At 70.5% G+C, this 19,656-nt stretch carries 20 protein-coding genes; 9 read left to right on the top strand and 11 right to left on the bottom strand.

What is annotated here, in order from left to right; translation table 11 throughout:
• Positions 1-49: 49 nt before the first annotated feature.
• The 5 genes from EPL03_RS20650 to EPL03_RS12650 form a co-directional block, all read right to left on the bottom strand.
• Complete coding sequence (locus EPL03_RS20650; protein WP_280178856.1) at positions 50-175, bottom strand: hypothetical protein; 126 nt, start codon at positions 173-175, stop codon at positions 50-52.
• Between the two features lie 18 nt (positions 176-193).
• A complete protein-coding gene (locus tag EPL03_RS12635) occupies positions 194-1,603 on the bottom strand; it encodes an oxidoreductase (RefSeq protein ID WP_135829698.1) in 1,410 nt (469 codons plus the stop codon).
• A 511-nt stretch (positions 1,604-2,114) separates the two neighbouring features.
• On the bottom strand, positions 2,115-3,380 hold the full coding sequence (locus EPL03_RS12640) for a threonine synthase (RefSeq protein ID WP_135829699.1): 1,266 nt from the start codon (positions 3,378-3,380) through the stop codon (positions 2,115-2,117).
• The gene (locus tag EPL03_RS12645) at positions 3,377-4,153 is read right to left on the bottom strand and encodes an HpcH/HpaI aldolase family protein (RefSeq protein ID WP_135829700.1); all 777 of its coding nucleotides are present in this window, start codon (positions 4,151-4,153) and stop codon (positions 3,377-3,379) included. The genes EPL03_RS12640 and EPL03_RS12645 overlap by 4 nt, the downstream gene beginning before the upstream one ends.
• 343 nt (positions 4,154-4,496) lie before the next feature.
• A complete protein-coding gene (locus EPL03_RS12650; RefSeq protein ID WP_368277077.1) occupies positions 4,497-4,766 on the bottom strand; it encodes a DUF7521 family protein in 270 nt (89 codons plus the stop codon).
• 388 nt (positions 4,767-5,154) lie between these two features.
• Here EPL03_RS12650 and EPL03_RS12655 point away from each other — a divergent pair, with 388 nt between their 5' ends.
• Entirely contained in the window at positions 5,155-5,931 is a 777-nt protein-coding gene (locus EPL03_RS12655) for a minichromosome maintenance protein MCM (protein ID WP_135829702.1), read from the top strand.
• A gap of 171 nt (positions 5,932-6,102) precedes the next feature.
• Entirely contained in the window at positions 6,103-6,396 is a 294-nt protein-coding gene (locus EPL03_RS12660; protein WP_135829703.1) for a PadR family transcriptional regulator, read from the top strand.
• 28 nt (positions 6,397-6,424) lie between these two features.
• Here the strand turns inward: EPL03_RS12660 and EPL03_RS12665 are convergent, their stop codons facing one another.
• Together EPL03_RS12665 and EPL03_RS12670 are read right to left on the bottom strand one after the other, a co-directional pair.
• Positions 6,425-7,093, bottom strand: coding sequence for a hypothetical protein (locus tag EPL03_RS12665; protein ID WP_135829704.1), 669 nt, complete (start codon positions 7,091-7,093; stop codon positions 6,425-6,427).
• Between the two features lie 91 nt (positions 7,094-7,184).
• Positions 7,185-7,574 carry a hypothetical protein gene (locus EPL03_RS12670; protein ID WP_135829705.1) on the bottom strand — a complete coding sequence of 130 codons (390 nt, stop codon included), beginning with the start codon at positions 7,572-7,574 and terminating at the stop codon, positions 7,185-7,187.
• Between the two features lie 126 nt (positions 7,575-7,700).
• On the opposite strand from EPL03_RS12670, the gene EPL03_RS12675 reads away from it, so the two are divergent.
• From EPL03_RS12675 to EPL03_RS12685, 3 genes are all read left to right on the top strand, one after another.
• Positions 7,701-8,993 (top strand): glucose-6-phosphate isomerase, encoded by a 1,293-nt coding sequence (locus EPL03_RS12675; protein ID WP_135829706.1) that lies wholly within the window; start codon positions 7,701-7,703, stop codon positions 8,991-8,993.
• Between the two features lie 85 nt (positions 8,994-9,078).
• Complete coding sequence (locus tag EPL03_RS12680; RefSeq protein ID WP_135829707.1) at positions 9,079-10,173, top strand: CPBP family intramembrane glutamic endopeptidase; 1,095 nt, start codon at positions 9,079-9,081, stop codon at positions 10,171-10,173.
• A 119-nt stretch (positions 10,174-10,292) separates the two neighbouring features.
• Entirely contained in the window at positions 10,293-10,439 is a 147-nt protein-coding gene (locus tag EPL03_RS12685; RefSeq protein WP_135829708.1) for a CopG family transcriptional regulator, read from the top strand.
• Between the two features lie 88 nt (positions 10,440-10,527).
• Here EPL03_RS12685 and EPL03_RS12690 read toward each other — a convergent pair whose 3' ends face one another.
• Together EPL03_RS12690 and EPL03_RS12695 are read right to left on the bottom strand one after the other, a co-directional pair.
• A complete protein-coding gene (locus EPL03_RS12690) occupies positions 10,528-10,992 on the bottom strand; it encodes an NOB1 family endonuclease (RefSeq protein ID WP_135829709.1) in 465 nt (154 codons plus the stop codon).
• Between the two features lie 17 nt (positions 10,993-11,009).
• Positions 11,010-11,255: a PRC-barrel domain-containing protein gene (locus EPL03_RS12695; RefSeq protein WP_135829710.1), complete on the bottom strand. Its 246-nt coding sequence runs from the start codon at positions 11,253-11,255 to the stop codon at positions 11,010-11,012.
• 220 nt (positions 11,256-11,475) lie between these two features.
• Between EPL03_RS12695 and infB the strand changes: the two genes are divergently transcribed.
• Entirely contained in the window at positions 11,476-13,278 is a 1,803-nt protein-coding gene (gene infB / locus EPL03_RS12700) for a translation initiation factor IF-2 (protein WP_135829711.1), read from the top strand.
• Positions 13,279-13,516: 238 nt separating this feature from the next.
• Positions 13,517-14,479 carry a WD40/YVTN/BNR-like repeat-containing protein gene (locus EPL03_RS12705; protein WP_394346947.1) on the top strand — a complete coding sequence of 321 codons (963 nt, stop codon included), beginning with the start codon at positions 13,517-13,519 and terminating at the stop codon, positions 14,477-14,479.
• 212 nt (positions 14,480-14,691) lie between these two features.
• Here the strand turns inward: EPL03_RS12705 and EPL03_RS12710 are convergent, their stop codons facing one another.
• Together EPL03_RS12710 and EPL03_RS12715 are read right to left on the bottom strand one after the other, a co-directional pair.
• Entirely contained in the window at positions 14,692-15,084 is a 393-nt protein-coding gene (locus EPL03_RS12710; RefSeq protein ID WP_135829713.1) for a DUF5811 family protein, read from the bottom strand.
• Between the two features lie 412 nt (positions 15,085-15,496).
• On the bottom strand, positions 15,497-15,973 hold the full coding sequence (locus EPL03_RS12715; RefSeq protein WP_135829714.1) for a pyruvoyl-dependent arginine decarboxylase: 477 nt from the start codon (positions 15,971-15,973) through the stop codon (positions 15,497-15,499).
• A gap of 150 nt (positions 15,974-16,123) precedes the next feature.
• On the opposite strand from EPL03_RS12715, the gene pepF reads away from it, so the two are divergent.
• Together pepF and pan2 are read left to right on the top strand one after the other, a co-directional pair.
• Positions 16,124-17,914: an oligoendopeptidase F gene (pepF, locus tag EPL03_RS12720; protein WP_135829715.1), complete on the top strand. Its 1,791-nt coding sequence runs from the start codon at positions 16,124-16,126 to the stop codon at positions 17,912-17,914.
• Between the two features lie 107 nt (positions 17,915-18,021).
• Positions 18,022-19,260 (top strand): proteasome-activating nucleotidase Pan2, encoded by a 1,239-nt coding sequence (gene pan2 / locus EPL03_RS12725; protein ID WP_135829716.1) that lies wholly within the window; start codon positions 18,022-18,024, stop codon positions 19,258-19,260.
• Positions 19,261-19,656: the final 396 nt, after the last annotated feature.

Genomic DNA, 19,656 nt, shown 5'->3' on the forward strand with positions numbered 1-19,656 from the left:
GGGCACGCTACTGGCCGGTCGAGCGCACGGCCCCCGGATTCGCCCGCGCCTACCCGTCCCGGACGAACACGTCGAGCCGCCCGTCCCGTCGGTCGACGGCTATCTCGGCTCCGACGTAGTTGCCGTCGTCGTCGGTGACGAACGAGACGTCGCCCACGCCGCCCGCACCCACCACCGGTCGGCGTCGGTCGGGCTAGCGGTCGTCGTCGGGCGAGCGCTCGTACGCGCCCGCCCGCGCCAGCCGCCCGCGCTCGGCCAGCACGTCTGGCGTCCGACACACGCCGTCCGCGCCGGTCGCCTGCGGGACGGTGCAGTTGTTGCAGTCCTCGCAGACGACCGCCGTGGGGCCGTCCCCGCCGTCTCGGTCGGCGTCGAGCAACCGGGCCGGCAGCCGGGGTTCGGCGTAGAAGGGTCGGCCCATCCCGACCGCGTCGCAGGCCGGCGCGGAGTCGGCCCCGAGTCGGCCGTCGCCGCCGGTTCGCCCGCCGTCAGCGGCTCGTGCGCCGCCGCCGGCTCGCTGGCGGTCCCCGAGGAGCGCGTCGATTTGCTCGCGGGTCCGGACGCCGCCCTCCAGCAGGACCGGCACCGACACGCGCTCGCGGACCCGGCGCGCGAGGTCGGCGTTCCACGCCGGCTCGAAGTCGTAGACGACCGCTTCCGCCCGATTTGCCGCCGCCACGAGCGCGGCCCGCCACCGACTGCCGAACGCCGCTTCGTACCCCGAGCGGAAGCGCTCGTCGCGCCACGCTCGGGCCGGGAACTCGCCCCGAACGATGCTCATGTCCCAGAACGTCGACACCCGAACCGGGACGAGCGCGTCGTAGCCCGCCTCGTCGAGTCGCTCGCAGATTCCGACGGCGTCGTCGGTCCCGATGGCTCGGCGGACGAACGGCGGGGCCTCGGTCTCGGCGGGCACCTTGACGACCACCGGGAGGTCGCCCGCCCGGTCGCGTATCTCCTCGCGGACGACCTCGAAAAAGCGCACGCCGTCGGCGAACTCGTCGTCCCGGCGGTTGTAGAACGGCGAGAGGAACTGCTGGAGGATGCCCATGTTCGCTCCCGCGAGGTGGATGCCGTCGTAGCCCGCGTCGGCGGCGCAGGCCGCACACCGGCCGAAGTCGGCTGCGAGGTCGTACACCTCGTCGGTCGAGAGGACGCGGGCGTCCACATCGAGGAAGCCGAGCCGGTCGAGCAACCGGAGCGGCCACGGCGGGCGCGATACCGCCAGTTGCCGGCGGTCGGGGTTAGCCCGGCGGTACTCGGCGTGCCACGCCTCCAGACTCCGGAGGCCGCCGTGGTCGAGCTGGACGAAGATGCGCCCGCCGTGGTCGTGAATCGCACCGGTCAGCGTCGAGAGGCCCGCGACGAACTCCCCGTCGGCGAACCCGGTCATCGAGGGCGCGACCCGGCCGCCCGACGACCGGACGGGGGCCGCGCCCTGAAAGACGAGTCCGGCCCCGGCGGCGGCCGCCGGTTCGAGTTCGCGCGCCAGCGCCTCGGCGGCGTCGGGTCCCTCGCCGGCACACTCCAGCAGCGGCGCGCGGTAGAGCCGGTTCGGAAGCTCGACGCCGCCGATTTCGAGGGGGTCTTCGAGTGCGGGCACGTAGCTCGATTTCGGCGCGTTTCCGCTAAAGCGTTTGCCCGGCTTTCCAGGGCCGTGTTCGGATACGCAATCGTTCTCCCTCGCCGCGCGCTGACGTTATTTTCCACGGTCGGCGCGCGCTGGTGCGGTCCTCGTGACCGCACCGACGCGCGCGAGGGAGGCGAGCGCGTTCAGGCGCTCGCCGAGGCTGGGGAGGCGTGAGGCCCGCCGTCGCGGTGCGGGGCTGTGCGGTGCTTCGCGGTCACCTTGGCGGACTGAAAGGGCGAGGCGCGGTCGCGTGCAGTTCAGTCGCCTCAGCGACCCCTCTCCGTCGCAACTACGTCCGTCGGAGATGTCGCTGAGCGACCGCGACCGCGCCGAGGGCTTTCGAGAATATGGTTGCGATTCTGCTGTCTGAGAGCGCGCCGAGGGCGTTCGAAGATACAGTTACAGTCCCAGCGTCCGAAACCACACCGCGATTTTCGAGGTCTCAGCGCGAGTCGTCATCTCAGCGCGAGTCGTCATCTGCGAGTCACGTCCCGGCGACCAGCGACTCGATTCGGTCGCGGACGGCCGCGAGGTCGACCGTCTCGGGGTCGGGCGGCGACGCCCCGTCGCTCGCCGCGCCGAATCCCCGGCCCGTCAGCACCGCGACGACCTCCTCCTCGGCCCCGAGTTCGCCCGACGCCGAGAGCCGGCGGAGTCCCGCGAGCGTCGTCGCGGAGGACGGTTCGACCGCGAAGCCCGCGTCGCGAGCCAGTCGGCTCCTCGCGTCCAGAATCTCGTCGTCGGGGACCGACACGACCGCGCCGCCGGTGGCTCGGGCCGCCGCGAGCGCCCGCGTCCCGCTCGGCGGGTCCGGGTTGGCGATGGAGTAGGCGACCGTCTCGCCGGGATCCGCGAGCGGCGTCACCTCGTCGGCGTCCGCCCGAAACGCCGCCGCGATGGGGTCGCAGGCCCCGGCCTGCACGAGGTAGAGCCGCGGCGCGTCGTCGCCGAGCAGGTCCGCGCGCCGGAGTTCCCGGAGCGCCTTCCACGCCCCGCTGGCGTGGCCGCCGCTGCTGACCGGCAGGACGATTGCGTCGGGCGCGCTCGTCCCGTCCCCGGCCGCGCCGCGGACGAACGCCTCGCAGATTTCGAGCGCGGTGGTCTTCTGGCCGGCGACCCGGAGCGGGGCGTCGGAGTTGAGGAAGGTCACGGGCGCGTCGACCTCGTGGGTCCGGCGGTAGAGCGCGCCGTAGTCGCCCGCGACGCGGAGGATTTCGGGGTCGTACTCGGCGATGGCGGCGAGTCGCGCCGGGGCCACGTCGGCGGGCACCAGCACGACCGCGCTCGCGCCGACGCCGGCGGCGGTGGCGGCCACGCTGACCGCCATGTTGCCGTGCGAGACGGTGCCGAGCCACGCCGCGTCCGCGCCGGCGACCCGCGCCGCGCCGACCGCGCTGCCCCGGTCCTTGAAACTCCCCGTGGGGTTGGCGCGCTCGTCTTTCAGCCAGACTCGGCACCCGGCGTCCTCGTCGAGTCGCGCGGCGCGCACGAGCGGCGTGTCGCCCGCCGCCGCGACGACGCCCGCGTTCGGTCCGGGCGAGTCGACCGGCAGGAGGTCGCGGTAGCGCCAGACGCCGCGTTCGGCTGGCGCGTCGGGCGCGGAACCGTCGGCGGGTGGGGTCGACTCGGGCCACTCGAACCCGGCGGCCGCGTCGGCGGCGTCGAACCAGAGCGGTTCGCCACAATCACACCGCTTGCGGTCGAGGTCGGCTTCGGTCGCGCCACACCGGTAGCACGTCAGTCGAGTCATCGCGTGGCGTCCTCGTAGGCGCGCCGGGCGCGCTCGGCCCCGGCCGCGAGGTAGCCCGCGTCGACGCCGACTATCTGGTAGTCGTAGCCGTAGTCGGCCCACCGCCGGATGTCCTCGTCGCTGGTCGCCAGCGTGCCGACCGGCACGTCCGACTCGTGGGCCGCGTCGAGGACGGTCTCGACCGCCTCGCGGAAGGCGTCGGCGTCGTACTCGCCGAAGATACCGAGCGACCCCGAGAGGTCGGCGGGGCCGACCAGCAGGGCGTCGACGCCCGAGACGGCGGCGATGTCGGCGGCGTCCGCGACCGCGCGCTCGGTCTCGACCTGCACGACGACCACGGGGTCGGCGTCGCCGTCGACCTGCCCGGCGAGGTCCCGGCCGTAGTCGTTGGCCCGCGAGCCCGCGATGCCCCGGACGCCCTCGGGCGGGTAGCGCGCGGCCCGGACCGCCTCTCGGGCCTGCTCGGCGGACTCGACCATCGGGACGACGACGCCCCCGACGCCGGTGTCGAGCGCGCGCTTGATGCGGACCGAATCGTTGTCCGCCACGCGGGCCAGCGCGACGGCGTCGCCGGCGGCCTCGACCGCGCGGGCGGCGTTCGCCACCGATTCGAGGTCGGTCGGCGCGTGCTCGGTGTCGACCACCGCGAAGTCGGCGTCGCGGGCGCAGACCTCCGCGACCGCCGGATGGCCGATGGAGAGCCAGTGGCCGATCACGGGCTCGCGGTCGCGGAGTCGCTGCTGGAAGTCGCTCGTCTCGTCGGCGTCGGTCATGCCGAACGCGTGGCGGGCCACGGGCAAGTAGGTTTGCGACGCGGCAGGGCGAGCGCGGCGTCGGACCGACCGAATCGGGTCGTCGGGTCCGGAACCGTGGGCTGCGGTTTCGCAGTGGTTCAAGCCGGAGCTAGCCTGGACACTCGTGGGTCGGACGTACGGGCGTCAACGTCAGAGGTCGGCGACCGTCGTTCACGGCAGAAGTCGGCGACAGTCATTCACGGCAGAAATCGGCGACGACAGACGCTAGCTGTTGCTTGAACCGATGAAACGCCGTACACCACCGCCACGGCACCGCCGCCACTTCACCACCGCCACGGCACCGCACAGCATCCCGCCCGTCTCACTGCGCCCTGACGCTCGCGACGATGAACAGGTAGCCGACCGTCGTGACGGCGTAGTTGACCGTCAGCAGGATGCGGCTCGCCGAGAAGTCCGTGAGGAACGCGCTGAACGTGGTGGCGACCGCCGCCCCGACGACGAGCGAGAACCCGACCATCAGCAGGAGCATCGCCCGGTTGTCCGTCTGGATGTAGGCGCGCGCTGCCATGCCCACGAGAACGAGACCGACCACCACGAGAGCGACGCTGAGAGCGACGTACACGGCTTCCATCGGTTGCATTTCGCTACTGCTTCGGGGAACGCATTCCAGCAATTTAAACCCACCCGGTCGGTATCACGAGAAATAATCGACGAGGGCGTTTCGAAGGCGGTTTCCCCAGCGCAGGCGCGGTGACGCCCGAGCGCCGCGACGACCGTCCTGCCGCGAGCGCGGCGCGGGCCGGGGGTCGGGGGACGGCCCGACGGCGTCTCGGGACGATTCGCGGTCCGGGGCGTCGGCGGCGAGAACGACGTGGGCTCGCTGGGACCCTCGACCCCGCGAATCGTGGCGCAGTCGGCCGTTTCCGTCCTCAGCGGCCGGCCCCGCAGGTCGACGCTAACCGGTCCGGGCTCGCGGCAGGAGGCGTGTAACAAAGCCCGACGCGCGGGAAGGGCCGGCAATGTCGCTCCGAAGCGGGGACCTGACGGAGAAGTGGTACGAGTACGTGTACCGCGACCGCGCGGAGTCGGTTCGCCGGTTCGTCGAGCAGTACCCCGACGAGCGCGCGCTGTCGGTGAGCTGCGACCGGGTCGGTCACGACTATCGGTTCGTGCGGCCGCTGCTGGCCCGCCCCGACGAGGCGCTGCGGGCGGGCAGGGCTGCGCTTCGGCAGTTCTGCGCCGACGAGACCGACCGCGACGTCGGCGACCGCGACTTCGGCGATGCGTACCTGCGCGTGACCGACCTGCCGGGCGACAGCGAGGTGACGGTCGGCGAGCTCCGGGCCGACCACCTCAACCGGCTCTACACGGTTCGAGGCACGGTCGCCGAAAAGGGACCGGTCCGCCCCAAGGTCGTCCGCGCGGGGTTCCGGTGTGCGAAGTGCGACGCCGTGACCCGCCAGGTCGTCCAGCGCGGCCGCCGGTTCCGGAGCCACGCCAAGTGCCCCGACTGCAACTCGGTGGGCTACCTCTCGTTCGCGCCGGCGGCCAGCGAGTACGTCGACGCCCGCGAGGTCGAACTCCGCGACCCCGACGGCGGGCGCGGGGACGCCGGCGGCGAACGCCGGGAGTCGAGCGACGACCGCCGGGGGACCGTCACGGCGCTGCTCGAACACGACCTCGTCGACGCAGCGTCGACCGGCGAGTCGATTCGGCTGGTCGCCATCCCGCGAGCCAGCAGGACCGGCGGGTCGGCGGTCGCCGACGTGTGGCTCGAGTCGGTGAGCGTGGAGTAGGTCGACCCGCGTCGTCCGGCGGCGGGGACACTCCGCGAGTATGGGATGATTAACGCCGTCGTCCCGATTCCGTCGTCGGATTTCGGCGTCACGGCCCCGTGACAGGTACGACGGGGACGACCGGCCATCATCCTTTTGCCGATACAAAGGTTTCAGACTATAGGGGGAACGATGTACGACCTGACCGGATTTCAACGAGACCTGCTGTACGTCATCGCCGGGCTGGACGAACCGCACGGGCTGGCCATCAAGGACGAACTGGAGACCTACTACGAGAAGGAGATACACCACGGCCGTCTCTACCCCAACCTCGACACCCTCGTCGACAAGGGGTTCGTCGAGAAGGGCCAGCGCGACCGCCGCACCAACTACTACACGCTGACCGACAGGGGCGACCGCGAGATCGAGGCCCGCCGCGAGTGGGAGTCCCAGTACGTCGACCTGTCACAGGAAGCCACCGCGTAGCCCCGCGCGAGCGGAACCCGGCGGCTGCTCAGGGGTGCGACGGCGCGAGCGCCGCCCCGACGACCGCCGCGTCGAGCGCCTGGACGGTCCGGAGGACGGGGCCGTCGCCAACGACCTCGTACTCGTCGCCCGACTCCGCGAGCACGCCCAGCGCCACCAGTTTCTCGACGTGATGCCAGACGCGCTTGCGCGAGACGCCCGTGAGTCGGTGGACCGCCTCCTGGTCGAGCGAGCGCCCGGGGTCGACCTCCAGCAGCGCGTCGACCATGAGCCGCACCGACTCGTGGCGCGCGAGGTACTGGATGCCCGACTCGCCGTCGGGCGCGTCGGTCTCCGCGACCGCCGCCGACAGCTCCCCGGCCGCGTGCCGGACTATCGAGCGGTCGTTGACCCGATAGGCACCCTCGTCGGCCACCAGCACGCCCAGCGAGATGAGCGCGTCCACGCCGCGCTCGACCGCCTCCTCGTCCAGCCCCGAGCGCGACGCGAGGTCGTCGCGCCCGTAGCGGTCGCCCGCGTCCATCCGGAGGACCGCGTCGAGCAGCGACCGGACCGCCTCGTCGCCGGTCGCCCACAGCCAGCCGCTCGGGTACGACCGCCGGGCGGTCGCGGGGTCGCCGCCCTCTACGAGGTCCCACATCTCCTCGGCGGTGCTGGTGGTCCGAAGGGTCACGTCGTCGGTCGTGGGGAGACTCATTACGGTCCCGATGACGCGGGTGCGGCAAAAAGATACCGCGCGGACGGACGCTCCGGTCCTCGCGGACCGCCACCCGCAGGTCGGCGCGGCGTCAGTCCGGGCCCGATGTCTCGCACTCGACGCGCCACGAGCAGTCGGCCGCCTCGCGGAGTCCGGCGTACAGCCCCCGGAGCGCCGCCTGAGCCGTGTCGGGCAGGACGTGGAACTCCACGGTCCCGTCCCGGACGACGACACGGAGCGCGGTGGCGTGGCGGCGGTCGTGGACGAGGTACACCGGGGCCGGGAGCTCGAACCAGTCGCCGTAGGTGTAGCGGTCGCCCGCCAGCACGCGCTCGACGACCCCGGCCAGTTCCGCCTCGGTCGCCCCGTCGTCGGGCGAGAGCCGGAACACCGTGCCGCCCTCGTACTCCACGCCACCGCCCCGCGGGTAGGTCCGCTCGGGGTGGCGCGGGATGTCGAACCGCGGCGCGTCGTCGGTCACGCTCCGAGTTACGCCGCCATCACTTATCAAACGCCGTCCCGAGTGACAGCCCGCTGATGATTTCGCGAGCGCGATGCCGACCACCGTACTTTTTGTCTCGTCCGGCCGCGGATGCAGACGACAACCATGCGCGTAGACCTCGGTAACGCACTCGCCGGCGTCGCGGAGCCCGGCGTCTCCCGGGCGGCGCTCGACGACCTCGACGAGCGGGTCGCGGACGCCCACGAGCGAATCGAGCGCGGTCGCGCCGACGCCGAACGCGGGTACGCCGCGCTGAACCTGCCCGAGACGGTCGACCCCGACGAGATACGCCGCGCGGTCGAGCCGTTCGCCGACGCGGAGGCGATAGTGACCGTCGGCATCGGCGGGTCGGCGCTGGGCGCGGCCACTCTCGCGAGTGCGTTGCCCGCCGAGACGCCCGCGTACTTCCTCGACAACGTCGACCCCGAACACGTCTCCCGGTTGCTCGACGACCTGCCGCTGGACGCGACCGCCGTGAACGTGGTCTCGCGGTCGGGCACGACCGCCGAGACGCTCGCGAACTTCCTCGCGGTCCGCGAAGCGATGGCCGACGCGGGCGTCGACTGGACCGACCGCACCTTCGTCACCACCGGGGAGGAGGGCAACCTGCGCCGGCTGGCCGAGCGCGAGGACCTGCCCGCGCTCGACGTGCCCGAGGGCGTCCCGGGGCGGTTCTCGGCGCTCTCGACCGTGGGACTGGCGTGTGCCGCGATTCAGGGGCACGACCTCGACGCGATTCTGGCGGGCGCGAGCGACGAGGGCGACCGGCTCGCGGGCTCGCTGTACGAGAGCCCGGCGTACGCCTACGGCGCGACCGCCTACGCCCTCGAAGAGCGCGGCGCGGGCGTGAACGCGATGATGCCCTACGCCGAGTCGCTGGAGACGTTCGCCGAGTGGTTCGCGCAACTGTGGGCCGAGAGCCTGGGCAAGGACGGTCGGGGCCAGACCCCGGCCCGCGCGCTGGGCGCGACCGACCAGCACTCCCAGCTCCAGCTCTATCGCGCGGGGCCTCGGGACAAACTGGTCACGCTCGTCCGGCCCGAGGAGCGTCGCGACCGCGCGATTCCCGAGACCGAACTGGAGGGCCTGTCGTACCTCGGCGGCTCGACCCTCGGGGACCTGCTCGACGCGGAGTTCGAGGCGACCGAGGCCAGCCTCGCCGAGGCGGGCCGGCCCACCGTCCGGGTCGAGGTCGACCGCGTCGACGAGCGCGGGCTGGGCGAACTCCTCTACGGCATGGAGGCCGCCTGCGTGCTGTACGGCGAACTCGCCGAGGTCTCGACGTTCACCCAGCCCGCAGTCGAGTGGGGCAAGAAGGCGGCGCGCGGGCTGCTCGGCGGCGGCGACTTCGAGGAGGCCGACGCGGTGGCCGACAAGACCACGCTGACGGTGGAGTGAGACCACGCGGGCGCGGCGGGCCCGTGCGACCGTGGCCGCGCCCGCAAGCGCAGGGCCTTTAGCCCGGCCGTCCCTCGAATCTGGCATGGACGACCGTTCGTCTTCGGCCGGCGTGGGCGTGGCGCTGGCGGGACTCGCGCTCGTTGCGGCCGCGCTGCCGTGGGACGCCCCGGCCGCCGGTCCCGTCGAGAACGTCCCGCTCGCGGCGCTCGCCGGGGTCGCGTTCGTCGCGTTCTCGCTGCGACGCCACGGCGTGTTGGCCCGGGGCCCCGGCTCGGTCGTCGCCGGACTCGCGAGCGTCGGCGCGGTGGGCCTTCTCGGACTGTCCGCCGCCGGCGCGCTGGCGGGCGGAGCGACCGTCCCCTCGTGGTGGGCCGTGGCGTTCGGGCTCGCCGGCGGCGTCGGCGGCGCAATCGCGGCGTACGGCGACCTCCGGGGATTCCCCGCGTCGCTCGGGCCGGCGGTCAAGGCCGCGTCGTGGGGACTGGCGGTCGGCTATCTCGGGCTGTTCGCCATCGCGGCGTGGACCAGCCTCCTCCTCGGTGCGGTGTCGGGCGTCGCCGGCGGCGAGCCGGGGACCGCGCTCCAGCAAGTGGTGAGTTCGGTCGCGCTGGGACTGGGCACCGGGACGGTCGCGCTGGCGTACTTCCGGTGGACCGGCAAGTCGCGGTCGTTCCTCGACGTCGAGTGGCCGAGCCGCCGCGACGCGGGCTACGCGGTCGGCGGCACGGTCGCACTGGTCGGCTTCCAGTTCGGCGTCTCGGCGCTGTTCGCCCGGCTCGGAGTGGCGACCGCCGACCACAGCGTCCAGCAGTCGGCCGCCAACGGGAACCCGACGTTCCTGCTGTTGCTCGTCCCGGCGGCGTTCCTGTTGGTCGGTCCCGGCGAGGAACTGCTGTACCGAAACGTCGTCCAGAAGGACCTGTACGACGCCTTCGGCGAGTGGGGCGCTGTGGCGGTCGGCAGCGCGGTGTTCGCGCTGGCTCACATCCCGGCCTACGCGGCCGGAGCCAGCCTGTCGGGGCTGGCGACGACGCTCGTGGTCATCCTCGGCCTCTCGGTCGTCCTCGGGGCGACCTACCTGCAGACGGGGAACCTGACGGTCCCGATACTCGTCCACGGCGCGTACGACGCCATCACCTTCCTCGTGCTGTACCTCCAGGTGACCGGCGGAGCGTGAGGCGGGGAACTCGCGCCGTCGGACGAACAGTTTGGAATCGGAGGTGTGCCGGACGTCGGTCTCGCGTCGGCTCCGCGTCTGACGTAGATTTAACAGCTTCAAATACTTTCGAAAGTCGCATGGAGCGTCGCTACGCGATCGACTGCGACGAGGACCTCGCCAGACGCATCGAGGCGCTGGCCCGCGAGTACGACCTCACCACCCAGGAGGTACTCCACCAGCTCGTCGCGCTGGGCCTCGAGGAGATAGACGGCGAAGACGTCTGACCGGCGTTTCAGGCCCGGGAGTCCGGTCGGGCGGGGCGCTCGACTCGGTCGGGCGTCCCGTCTTTCGGGCGGGCCGGGCGTCTCGCCGTCAGGCGTTCGAGGGATTCTTGCGCGTGAGTTCGCTCCCGCAGATGGGACACCGGTCCTTGTTCTCGTCGAACTCGCGGCCACAGCCCTGACACTGGAACAGCCAGTCGCGCTGCTCCTCGATGCCCTCCTGGGCGATGACGTCGACGCTCACGTCGAGGTGTTCGGCGACGTTCTGCATCGCGTAGTCGTCGGTGACGAGCGTGGCGTCGAGTTCGAAGGCGGCCGCCACGAGCCGGACGTCGGTGGTCGACAGCGTCGCGAGGTCGCCGACCTCCTCGGCGGCCCGGCGGACGCGTTCGACCGCGCCGTCCTGGGGAATGTGGATGTGCATCCCCGACCCCTCCATGGCGTCGAAGCGGTAGGCGCTCTCGTCCTCGAGTTCCTCGCGCACCATCGGGATGGTGGCGATGTCGTCGGTGGTGTGGTACTCCTCGATGAACGCGGAGGCGTCTAGAACGTACATGAACCTGAAAACGAGTGTTATCGCTGGACGACGATGTAATCCTTGACCGCCTGCACGCGCTTGACGGGCACCTGGAACCGACCCTCCTCGTCGGAGTCGAACTCCACCGCGTCGGCGTTCAACCGCTCGTCGGGCTCGACGAGCAGGTCGGCGAGTTCGCCCGTCTTGAGGTCCATCGTGATGTTGTACAGCATGCCGAGCTCCGTCCCGTCCGACCCCATGACGGCTTTCCCCGAGAGGTTCTCGGCGAGGATTTCTGACATACGGGAGGATACTGAGCGCTTCTATATAAAGGACACGGGGCGCGGCGAGCGGTCGGACGCGGTCCGCGCCGAGCCGGCGCGTCGACGGGCCCCGCCGGGGAGACAGTTCGCCCGCGGCGAGGGCGTCGACGGCCGCGTGACGGCGGGCCGAGCCTCGCAACAGTTAAATGCCGCGCGAAGTACCGCATTAGTAAGAGACCTTCTCTCCCCGGTGGTAGCTATGTCAGACACCGATACACGCCAGAACGAAACGGGTCTACGCACGCCCATCGTCGCCGTCCTGGGACACGTGGACCACGGCAAGACCAGTCTACTCGACGAGATTCGCGGCTCGACCGTCATCGAGGGCGAGGCGGGAGCCATCACCCAGCACATCGGCGCGACCGCCATCCCGCTCGACGTGGTGTCGAAAGTCGCGGGCAGCCTGGTGAACCCCGACGACTTCGACCTGCCGGGGCTGCTGTTTATCGACACGCCCGGCCACCACTCGTTCACCACGCTGCGCTCGCGCGGGGGCGCGCTCGCGGACATCGCCATCCTCGTGGTGGACGTCAACGACGGCTTCCAGCCCCAGACGCTCGAAGCCATCGACATCCTCAAGCGGACCGAGACGCCGTTCGTGGTGGCCGCCAACAAGATCGACACCGTACCGGGGTGGAAGCCCAACGAGGACGCGCCCATCCAGCAGACGTACGACGCCCAGAGCGACCGGGCGCGCTCGAAACTCGACGAGCAACTGTACGAGATAATCGGCGAGTTGAGCGACGAGGGCTTCTCGGCCGACATGTACTGGCGCGTCCAGGACTTCCGGGGCAACATCGGCGTGGTGCCGGTCAGCGCCGAGACCGGCGAGGGCGTCCCGGACGTGCTGACCGTCCTGATGGGGCTGGCCCAGCGCTACCTCAAGGAGGACATGGCCATCGACGTCTCGGGGCCGGGCGCGGGCACCGTCCTCGAAGTCAAAGACGAGAAGGGGTTCGGCAAGACCCTCGACGTGGTGCTGTACGACGGGACCGTCCAGGAGGACGAGACCATCGTCGTCGGCGCGAAAAACGACCCCATCGTGACCGAGGTGCGCGCGCTCCTCAAGCCCCGCGACCTCGAGGAGATACGCACCGAGGACCGGTTCGAGAAGGTCAGGGAAATCGCGGCCGCCTCGGGGGTGAAAATCGCCGCGCCCGACCTCGACGACGCGATGGCGGGCGCACCCGTCCGAGTCGTTCGGGACCGCGACCTCGACGACGTCGTCGCCGAGGTCCGGGCGGAACTCTCCGAGATAGAGGTCGCGACCGAAGAGCAGGGCATCGTCGTCAAAGCCGACACCCTCGGAAGTCTGGAGGCCATCGCGAGCGCGCTCGAGGAGGCCGAGATTCCGGTCATGCGCGCGGAGGTCGGCGACGTCGCCCCGCGGGACGTGAGCGTGGCCTCGACCGCCGAGGAGGACAAACACCGGACCATCCTCGCGTTCAACGTCGACGTGCTGAGCGACGCGGCCGAGCAGGCCGAGCGCGACGCCGTGAACCTCTTCGAGAGCGACGTCATCTACCGACTGGTCGAGGAGTACGAGGACCACGTCGCGGAACTCGAACGCGCCCAGCAGGAGACCGTCCTCGAGAACATCACCCGGCCCGCCCGGTTCCAGATTCTGCCCGACCACACCTTCCGCCAGAACGACCCCGCCGTGGTCGGCGTCGAGGTGCTGTCGGGCACCGTCCGGAAGAACTCCAACGTGGCGCTGTTCGAGGGCAACGAACCCGACCGGGTCGGCCAGCTCAAGGGCATCCAGGAGCAGGGCGAGGACGTCGACGAGGCCCGGCGGGGCGACCGCGTGTCCGTCGCCATCGACGGCCCGACGGTCGGCCGCCAGATAGAGGAGGGCGACGAACTCTGGACCGAAATTCCCGAGAAGCACGCCAAGATTCTCGAACAGGAGTTGTCCGAGGACATCCCGGTCGACGAGCTGGAGACGCTCAACGCGTATCTGGACAAGCGGCGCAAGCGCGACCCGTTCTGGGGCAAGTGAGCGAGGGGCAAGGACGACCCGCCGACCGCGGTGAATTCCCGCCGGCGGGATTCCGCACTTGAAAGTTCGGCTCGTTTTCGTCATTGTTTATCCAACTTCCTGCGTGAACTTTCGGGGAGAAACCAACCGCCACTACCGCTAGAAATATACGGTTTCGTGCGTTCTCGCCCGGATTTAAACCGAGTAAACGTCACAAACGAAAACGGTCCTTGAAGTGAGAGCCGTGGCTCACCGCCGACTGGACATGACTCGAACGACGCGACGACGGTTCCTGACGGCATCGCTCGCAACGGTCGGCGCGACCGCCCTCCCCGCGACCGGGACGGCGGCCGCGGCCGAGACGGACTGGACAATCGCCGAGACGCCGACCGGTAACACCCTCCACGACGTGAAACACACCGACGGCGGCGCGTACGCGATCGGCGGGGGCGGCGTCGCCCTCGAACGCACCGCGAAGGGCTGGCGGAAGGCGTTCGACGGCGGGGTCACCGGCAACGGCAACTCGCTGTTCGGCGCGGACGTGACCGACGACGGCGAGCGCCTCTGGCTGGTCGGGGCGAGCGGCGCGGTCGGCGAGTACGACGTCGAGACCGGCGTGCTCTACGACCACTCCGCGCCCACGGGCAGCACGAACAACTTCAACGACGTGGCCGTGACGGGCGAGGCCGGCGAGGCCGACGTCTACGTGGCGGGCGACTCGGGCAAACTGTACTACAGCTTCGAGAACGGCGCGTCCCAGACGTGGGACTACCTCACGCCCGGCAGCGGCTCGGCGCTGTCGGCCGTCGACTTCCACGGCGCGCGCTCCGGCCACGTCGTGGACACGAACCAGCGCGCCTACGCGACCGACGACGGCACGACGTGGAACGGCATCGGCATCGCCGACGCGAACGTCAACTTCTACGGCGTGGACAGCCACGCCGCCGACGACGTGTGGGTCTCGGGCGGTGGCGGCATGGTCTTCCACTGGGACGGCGCGAACTGGACGCCCGAGAGCCTCGGCGACGCCGGACTCCGGGACCTCGCGGTCGCGGGCGACGGCGAGGACGGACTCGCCGTCGGGGGCGGCGGGAAGGTGTTCGACCTGACCGACGCCACGTGGACCCAGGACGCCACGCCGACCGGCGAGAACCTCCAGGCCGTGGTCCGGGGCTCGACCGACGTCGCGGTCGGAGCCGGCGGCACGGTCCTCGAACGATAGCCGCGGTCCGCGTCGCCAGCGACGGGCGAGCCGTCCGGTCCGGCAGTCGGTCGACGACCGCGGGTCCTATCGCCGAGCGCTGTTCTCGAGGGCCGCCCGGCGACCCGCCGTGGGCCCGAGACTCGTCGGAAAAGAGCGAAGCGAGCGTGCCGGTCGACGGGACGACCCCCGAGCTGGCAGCGTAGAGTGGGACCGACGCCGTCCCGGGCCCGTCACCGCGCGGTCGGGGGGACGTCGTCGCCCAGCATCTGCTTGACCTGCAGCGCCGCGCTCGCGGCGAGGCCGCGCGCGACCTCGCCCTCCTCGTGGGTGTCGAGCTCGTCGCCGTCGAAGTCGTCGCCGTCGGGCTGGAAGCCCGCGCTGACCGGGTGGCCGACCGGCGGCTGGACCGACACCTGGGCCTGCGGGCCGTTGCCGTCGTCCGAGACGGTCGAACCGACGACGTACTCGTCGGGGAGGAACTCGCGGGTCTGCGTGGCGATGGTCGTGATGCTGGTCCGGAGCGACTCCTTCTGTTCGGGCGAGAGGTCGGGCACGTCGGCGTTCGCGCGCTGGCCGGCGTCGGTCACGCCCGGGACGCCGCCGTAGGGGTTGTTCCCGTTCATCTAACGCACGTCCATAGTGGCCCGAGGGGATAAAAGCTCTTGCCTGCGGCAGGTGAGGAGGACGGCGCGGGATTCCGAGCGCGATGCACTCGGACCCCTGGAATCTGCTCTCAGCACCGGAGCCCGGCACCTGCTCTTTGGCTCGTTATCCGCTCTCCGACTGTGTCCGACCGCCGGCGCGCGAGCGACGCGAGGGAGATGTGAGACGCGCTCCAATCGTGGGATTGCGGTGTCTCACGGGTCGAGACAACAGCTAGCCTTCCCGGCCCGCCGGTCCCCGATGGCCGTGTCGAAGAAGTAGCATCTGTCGGGACGGACGAGTAACCGCGAAATCGCGCCACGGGCGCGGTGACGGCAGCGCGCGCCGCGCGGAAACGTCGCCGGCCGCGGGAACGGCCGAATAACGAACTGGCTACAGAATCGGCTCGCTCTCGCCGTAGGCCGCCACCACGACCGCCCCGCCGTAGGTGCCCGACTCGACGTCGACGCTGGCGGTCTCGACCCGCTCGTCGGCCGCCGACCACTCCCGGAGGTCCAGGCCCGCTTCGAGTCCCACTCGGACGCGCTCGGCGACGTCCCCGGGGTCGGTCTCGCCCGCCGCCTCGTAGAACAGCCCCGGGTCGCCGTCGCCGGTCGCCCACCCGAGCGCGGCCGAGACGCGGCCGGGACCCGCGCGAGTCGCTCGGGCCTGTACGACCGTGAGGCGCTGGCCCGCCGGTCCGAGGTCCGGGGCCGTGCCGACCGACGCCACCTCGGCGTCGGCCGGGACGACCGACGAGACCGTCACGAGGTTGTAGTCGTGGAGGTTGGCGTCCGCGAGCGCCGCGTCGTAGGCGGCCAGTTCCGTGGGGCCGGTTCCGGTTCCCCGCGCCACCCGAATCGTGCTCATGGTCGGGTCAAGCGGGCCGGCGCTGTAAGGGATTCCGGTTCGACTCGTCGCACGACTCCGTGACGGTCCCTGCTGTGGGACGCGGACGAGTTCCGGAACCCCGATTCCGAATGACAAAGGCTTACGGCGCGGCTTTCCATACGGATGTGTATGAGTTCGGTTCCCGAACGGTCGGAGATAGACGCCGAGTACAAGTGGGACCTCGAAAGCATCTACGCCACCGACGACGAGTGGGAGGCCGCCTACGAGTCGGTCGAGGAGCGCCTCGACGAACTGTCCGCGTACGAGGGGCGGGCCACCGAGGACGGCGAGACGCTGCTCGAGGTGCTCGAACTCCGCGAGGAGCTGTTCCGACAGGTCGAGACCATCGCGTCCTACGCCCGGATGCGCAAGCACGAGAACACCGCCGACCAGCAGTATCAGGCGCTGTCGAGCCGCGCGTCCACGCTGGCGTCGGAGGCCAACAGCGCGGGGAGCTACTTCGAACCCGAGGTACAGACGCTCGACCGCGACGAACTCGACGAGATGATAGCGACCACCGACGGGCTGGAGACCTACGACCACTACCTCCACGACGTGCTCCGGCAGGCCGAACACACCCGGTCGGCCGAGGTCGAGAACGTGCTGGCCGAGCTCGGCGAGGTCACGGGCGCGTCGGGCGAGATATACAACATGCTGATGAACTCCGACGTGGAGTTCCCCACGGTCGAGGACCCCGACGGCGAGGCGGTCGAGATAACGACCAACAACCTCACCACGCTGCTGAAAGACCCCGACCGCGAGTTCCGCCGGACGGTCTACGAGGGCTTTTTCGACACCATCGAGGACGTCCACAACACCATCGGCACCGCGTACAAGAACAGCGTGAAGGCCGACGTGCGCCTCGCCCGAATCCGCAACTACGACACCGCCCGGGAGGCCGCGATGGACGGCCCCAACATCCCCGTCGAGGTGTACGACAACCTCGTCGACACGGTCCACGACAACCTCGACAAGCTCCACCGCCACGCCGAACTCAAGCGCGAGAGTCTGGGCGTCGACGACCTCCGGATGTGGGACCTCTACATGCCCATGACCGAGACCGAGACGCCCGACGTCGAGTACGAGGAGGCCCGCGAGCACGTCGTGGAGGCGCTGGGCGCGCTCGGCGACGACTACCAGCGCCGCGTCGAGGAGGGGCTCGACTCCCGGTGGGTCGACGTGTACGAGACCCAGAACAAGCGCTCGGGCGCGTACAGCGGCGGCACCTACGACACCCAGCCCTTTATCCTGCTGAACTGGCAGGACGACATCTCCTCGATGTTCACGCTGGCCCACGAACTCGGCCACTCGCTCCACTCCCAGCTCACCAGCGAGAACCAGCCGTACGTCTACGGCGACTACGAGATATTCGTCGCGGAGGTCGCCAGCACGGTCAACGAGTCGCTGCTGACCCACCACCTGCTCGACGCCGTCGACGACCCCACGTTCCGACGCCACGTCCTCAACGAGTACCTCGAACGCTTCCGGTCGACGCTGTACCGCCAGACCATGTTCGCCGAGTTCGAACACCGGACCCACGAACTGGTCGAGGACGGCGAGGCGCTCACGCCCGGCAAGGCCGACGAGATATACGGCGACCTCAAAGCGGAGTTCTACGAGCCGGCGGTCGTCGACGACCGCATCGCCCGCGAGTGGGCCCGAATCCCCCACTTCTACCGGGCGTACTACGTCTACCAGTACAGCACGGGCATCAGCGCGGCGGTCGCGCTCGCCGAGGACATCCGCGAGGAGGGCGAGCCCGCCGCCGAGCGCTACCGCGAGTTCCTCCAAAGCGGGTCGACCGAGTACCCGCTCGACCTGCTTCGGACTGCGGGCGTGGACATGTCCTCGCCCGAGCCCATCCAGCGCGCGCTCGACGCCTACGACGACCACCTCGACGAGATGGAATCGCTGCTCTGAGCCCGACCGCCCGGGCGCGAGCCGCCCGACCGGAACGCTTTTTTGCGGGAGAACGACCGGGACCCAAAGGCACTTTTAAGCTGGTGGCATAGGGACCAACAACGACCATGTCGCGTAGCCCGACTCTTCCAGACCAACCCACACTCGAACTCGACCCCGAAATGACCGACAGGGAACGGCTCGCGGCCCTGCGTGACCACTACGGCGAGATCGTCGACGTGAACGCCACGCTCGAAGACCGGCTCGACGCCGCGCGGGAGCGCCGGTCGGACCTCCGCGAGGAGGTCGACCGCCTCGAACGCGAGAACGAGACGCTCAAGACCACCTCGCTGTACGTCGCCACCGCCGAAGAGCTGACCGACGACGGCATCGTCATCAAGCAACACGGCAACAACCAGGAGGTGCTGACCGAGGTCTCGCCGAAGCTCCGCGAGCGGATAGAGTCCGGCGACCGGGTCGCGGTCAACGACTCCTTTACCGTCCAGACCCGCCTGGAGTCCGAGAAGGACGCCCGCGCGCAGGCGATGGAGGTCGACGACTCGCCCGAGGTGACCTACGGGGACATCGGCGGCCTCGACGACCAGATTCGGGAGGTCCGCGAGGCGGTCGAGCAGCCCCTCGAAAATCCGGCGCAGTTCGAGACGGTGGGCATCGAGCCGCCCAGCGGCGTCCTGCTCCACGGCCCGCCCGGCACGGGCAAGACGATGCTGGCGAAGGCGGTCGCCAATCGGACCGACGCGACGTTCATCCGGATGGCCGGCTCCGAGCTCGTCCAGAAGTTCATCGGCGAGGGCGCGAAGCTGGTCCGGGACCTCTTCGAACTCGCGGCCGAGCGCGAGCCGGCCATCGTCTTCATCGACGAGATAGACGCCGTCGCCTCCAAGCGCACGGACTCGAAGACGTCGGGCGACGCGGAGGTCCAGCGCACGATGATGCAACTGCTCAGCGAGATGGACGGGTTCGAGGACCGCGGCGAGATTCGCATCATCGCCGCCACGAATCGCTTCGACATGCTCGACCGGGCCATCCTCCGGCCCGGCCGCTTCGACCGCCTCATCGAGGTGCCCGCGCCCGACGCCGAGGCCCGGCGGAAGATACTCGACATCCACACCCGCGACATGCAGGTCGCCGACGACGTCGGCTTCGAGGAGCTCGCGGGCCGGACCGAGGGCAAGAGCGGCGCGGACATAGAGAGCCTGACGACCGAAGCGGGGATGTTCGCCATCCGCGACGGCCGGACCGAGGTCCGCCACGCCGACTTCGAGGCCGCGCTCGACAAGCTCGACGCCGACGACGACCACGCCGGCATCGTCACGCCCGGCTCGCTCCCGAGCTACGCGTACTGAAATCCGGCACTACCGCAGGTTTTCGACGATTCGCGCCACGTTCGGAGCCGCCGCGCTCGGTGACACGGACCACCGAGTTGCGCCCCGCGACGCGGCCGCCGTGGCGGGACTGAAAGGGGCCGCCCGCTCGCGGGCCGCAGGCCCGTGGTCGTCTCAGCGACCACTATCCGACGCAACTACGTCCGTCGGATATGTCGCTGAGCGACCGCGAGCGGGCGGGGGCTTTCTGGGCGACCTCGGGGTGCTGTCAGTTGTGATTCGGAGAGCAGGCGGGGGCTTTCCGGGCCGACCTCGCGGTGCTGTCAGTTGCGGTTCGGAGAGCGGGCGGGGGCTTTCTACCGCACGGTCCCGACGCTACTCCACAGTCCTCGGCTCACACGAAACGTAGCCAAAACC

The sequence above is a fragment of the Halorussus halobius genome (genome assembly GCF_004765805.1).
Lineage (GTDB): Archaea > Halobacteriota > Halobacteria > Halobacteriales > Haladaptataceae > Halorussus > Halorussus halobius.

Excerpts from the sequence above, each read along its gene's own strand:
- EPL03_RS12640 (WP_135829699.1), bottom strand. The coding sequence starts at position 3,380 with ATGACTCGACTGACGTGCTACCGGTGTGGCGCGACCGAAGCCGACCTC.
- EPL03_RS12660 (WP_135829703.1), top strand. The coding sequence starts at position 6,103 with ATGTACGACCTGACCGGATTTCAACGAGACCTGCTGTACGTCATCGCC.
- EPL03_RS12715 (WP_135829714.1), bottom strand. The coding sequence starts at position 15,973 with ATGAGCACGATTCGGGTGGCGCGGGGAACCGGAACCGGCCCCACGGAA.
- EPL03_RS12685 (WP_135829708.1), top strand. The coding sequence starts at position 10,293 with ATGGAGCGTCGCTACGCGATCGACTGCGACGAGGACCTCGCCAGACGC.
- EPL03_RS12680 (WP_135829707.1), top strand. The coding sequence starts at position 9,079 with ATGGACGACCGTTCGTCTTCGGCCGGCGTGGGCGTGGCGCTGGCGGGA.
- pan2 (WP_135829716.1), top strand. The coding sequence starts at position 18,022 with ATGTCGCGTAGCCCGACTCTTCCAGACCAACCCACACTCGAACTCGAC.
- EPL03_RS12675 (WP_135829706.1), top strand. The coding sequence starts at position 7,701 with ATGCGCGTAGACCTCGGTAACGCACTCGCCGGCGTCGCGGAGCCCGGC.
- pepF (WP_135829715.1), top strand. The coding sequence starts at position 16,124 with ATGAGTTCGGTTCCCGAACGGTCGGAGATAGACGCCGAGTACAAGTGG.
- EPL03_RS12645 (WP_135829700.1), bottom strand. The coding sequence starts at position 4,153 with ATGACCGACGCCGACGAGACGAGCGACTTCCAGCAGCGACTCCGCGAC.
- EPL03_RS12690 (WP_135829709.1), bottom strand. The coding sequence starts at position 10,992 with ATGTACGTTCTAGACGCCTCCGCGTTCATCGAGGAGTACCACACCACC.
- infB (WP_135829711.1), top strand. The coding sequence starts at position 11,476 with ATGTCAGACACCGATACACGCCAGAACGAAACGGGTCTACGCACGCCC.
- EPL03_RS12650 (WP_368277077.1), bottom strand. The coding sequence starts at position 4,766 with ATGGAAGCCGTGTACGTCGCTCTCAGCGTCGCTCTCGTGGTGGTCGGT.
- EPL03_RS12710 (WP_135829713.1), bottom strand. The coding sequence starts at position 15,084 with ATGAACGGGAACAACCCCTACGGCGGCGTCCCGGGCGTGACCGACGCC.
- EPL03_RS12665 (WP_135829704.1), bottom strand. The coding sequence starts at position 7,093 with ATGAGTCTCCCCACGACCGACGACGTGACCCTTCGGACCACCAGCACC.
- EPL03_RS12695 (WP_135829710.1), bottom strand. The coding sequence starts at position 11,255 with ATGTCAGAAATCCTCGCCGAGAACCTCTCGGGGAAAGCCGTCATGGGG.
- EPL03_RS12655 (WP_135829702.1), top strand. The coding sequence starts at position 5,155 with ATGTCGCTCCGAAGCGGGGACCTGACGGAGAAGTGGTACGAGTACGTG.